This window comes from Dokdonella sp. (genome assembly GCF_049593775.1).
In the GTDB taxonomy this organism is placed as follows: domain Bacteria; phylum Pseudomonadota; class Gammaproteobacteria; order Xanthomonadales; family Rhodanobacteraceae; genus Dokdonella.
Genome location: NZ_JBAWHJ010000031.1, coordinates 1 through 1,852 on the forward strand (window position 1 = coordinate 1; position 1,852 = coordinate 1,852).

Annotated in this window: 2 protein-coding genes; both read right to left on the minus strand. The window is 63.2% G+C overall.

Going from position 1 to position 1,852, the window contains the following annotated elements; translation table 11 throughout:
• Positions 1-260, minus strand: a 260-nt coding sequence (locus WBP53_RS01140; RefSeq protein ID WP_423925090.1) for a molybdopterin-binding protein, incomplete at its 3' end; no start/stop codon positions are given.
• A 39-nt stretch (positions 261-299) separates the two neighbouring features.
• Positions 300-1,852: DNA translocase FtsK (locus WBP53_RS01145; RefSeq protein WP_423925092.1), on the minus strand; the 1,553-nt coding region annotated here is incomplete at its 5' end.

The following is a 1,852-nucleotide window of genomic DNA, read 5'->3' on the forward strand; positions in this document are numbered from 1 at the left end:
GCCGTGAGATCGTCAGCGGTAGGTCCGAGGCCGCCGGTGGTGATGATCAGGTCGAGGCCGATGTCAGCCATGTGCCGCAGGCCATTGAGCAGGTCGTCACGGTGGTCGGCCACGATCAGGATCTCGGCGAGCTCGATGCCGAGCCCGGTCAGTTGCTCGGAGAGCCAGGGACCGTTCCTGTCCTGAATCGTGGCGGTCAGCACCTCGGTTCCGGTGACCAGAATTCCGGCCCTGACCGTCTGCTCTTTCGTGTCAGCCATCGCAGCGAGACTACCGGCCGCAATGGGCGGGGCGAAGCCTCAGCCGGCAGCCGGTGAATCAGGTGACGGCGGAATCTCTTCCGGCGTCGAGTCCAGGACCGATCCCGGGTCCGGCATCTCGGCCTCGGGCTCACTGAAGTCCTGGCCACGTCCGAGCACCCGTGGCAGATCCGCCGCCGTAATCAGCACCTGGCGTGGCTTGGATCCCTCGTAGCCCGAGATCACACCCCGGCGCTCAAGCATGTCCACGAGCCTTCCGGCACGGGTGTAACCAACCCTGAGTCGCCGCTGGATCATCGAAACCGAAGCGGTTTCGGTGTCGACGACGAGCTGGATCGCTTCGTCGAGCAGGTCGTCCTGGTCCGGGTCGAAGTCGCTGTCGGCCGATTCGACCTTTTCGGGTTCGCGTTCGGCCAGCAGTTCCTGCTCGAATTCCGGCTCCCCCTGATCAGACCAGAAGTCAGTGATCCGGGCGATTTCTTCCTCGGAGACGAAAGCACCCTGGATGCGCTGCAGCTTCGACGTGCCCGGGCCGCGGAAAAGCATGTCGCCCTGGCCGAGCAGTGCTTCCGCCCCGCCCTGGTCGAGGATGACCCGGGAGTCGGTCTGCGACGACACGGCAAAAGCGATGCGTGACGGGATGTTCACCTTGATGGTGCCGGTGATGATGTCGGTCGAAGGACGCTGTGTTGCGAGCACCAGGTGGATTCCGGTCGCCCTTGACTTCTGGGCGAGCCGGATGATCGAGGATTCGACGTCTGCCGGCGCGACCATCATCAGGTCGGCGAGTTCGTCAATGACGCAGAGGATGTGCGGCAGCTTGGGTTCCCCGGCTTTTGCCTGGATCGCGTTGTAATCAGCGATGTTCCTCGCCCGGGCGGTCTTCATCAGGCCGTATCGGGTTTCCATCTCCGCGATCAGGTTCTGGAGCACGTTGGCCGCGAGTTTCGGGTTGGTCACCACCGGTGTGAGCAGGTGCGGGACGGCTTCGTAGTGGTTGAGTTCGACCTGCTTCGGGTCGACCAGAACCAGTCGCACCTCGTTCGGCGAGGAATGCATCAGGATCGAAGTGAGGATCGCGTTGACACATCCCGACTTGCCGGAGCCGGTGGTGCCGGCAACCAGCACGTGTGGCATGGTCGCGAGATCGGTCGATACCGCTTTGCCGTCGATGCCTTTGCCCAGCCAGGCGACCAGGGGTGAAGCTTTAGCCGACGGTGCCGAATAGATGTCGCCGAGCTTGACCATCTTGCGGCTCGAGTTCGGAACTTCCACGCCGACCGCCTGCTTGCCGGGGATTGGCGCGAGAATGCGGATGTCGGTCGAAGCCAGCGCGTAAGCCAGATCGTTCGACAGCTCGGAGACCTTCTTGACCTTCGTGCCCGGAGCGAGCTGAAGCTCGAACCTGGAAACGTGCGGCCCGGAGACAACCCCGACGATCTTTGCTTCCACACCGAAATGACCCAGGGTCTCGACCAGCTTTCGGGCCAGTTCCTTCTGTTCGACCGGGTCCGGACCGATGTCCTTGGAACCGCGGTCGAGCACCTTGACCGTGGGCTTGTAGTAGCTGATCTCTTCGGCCGTGGTGGCAC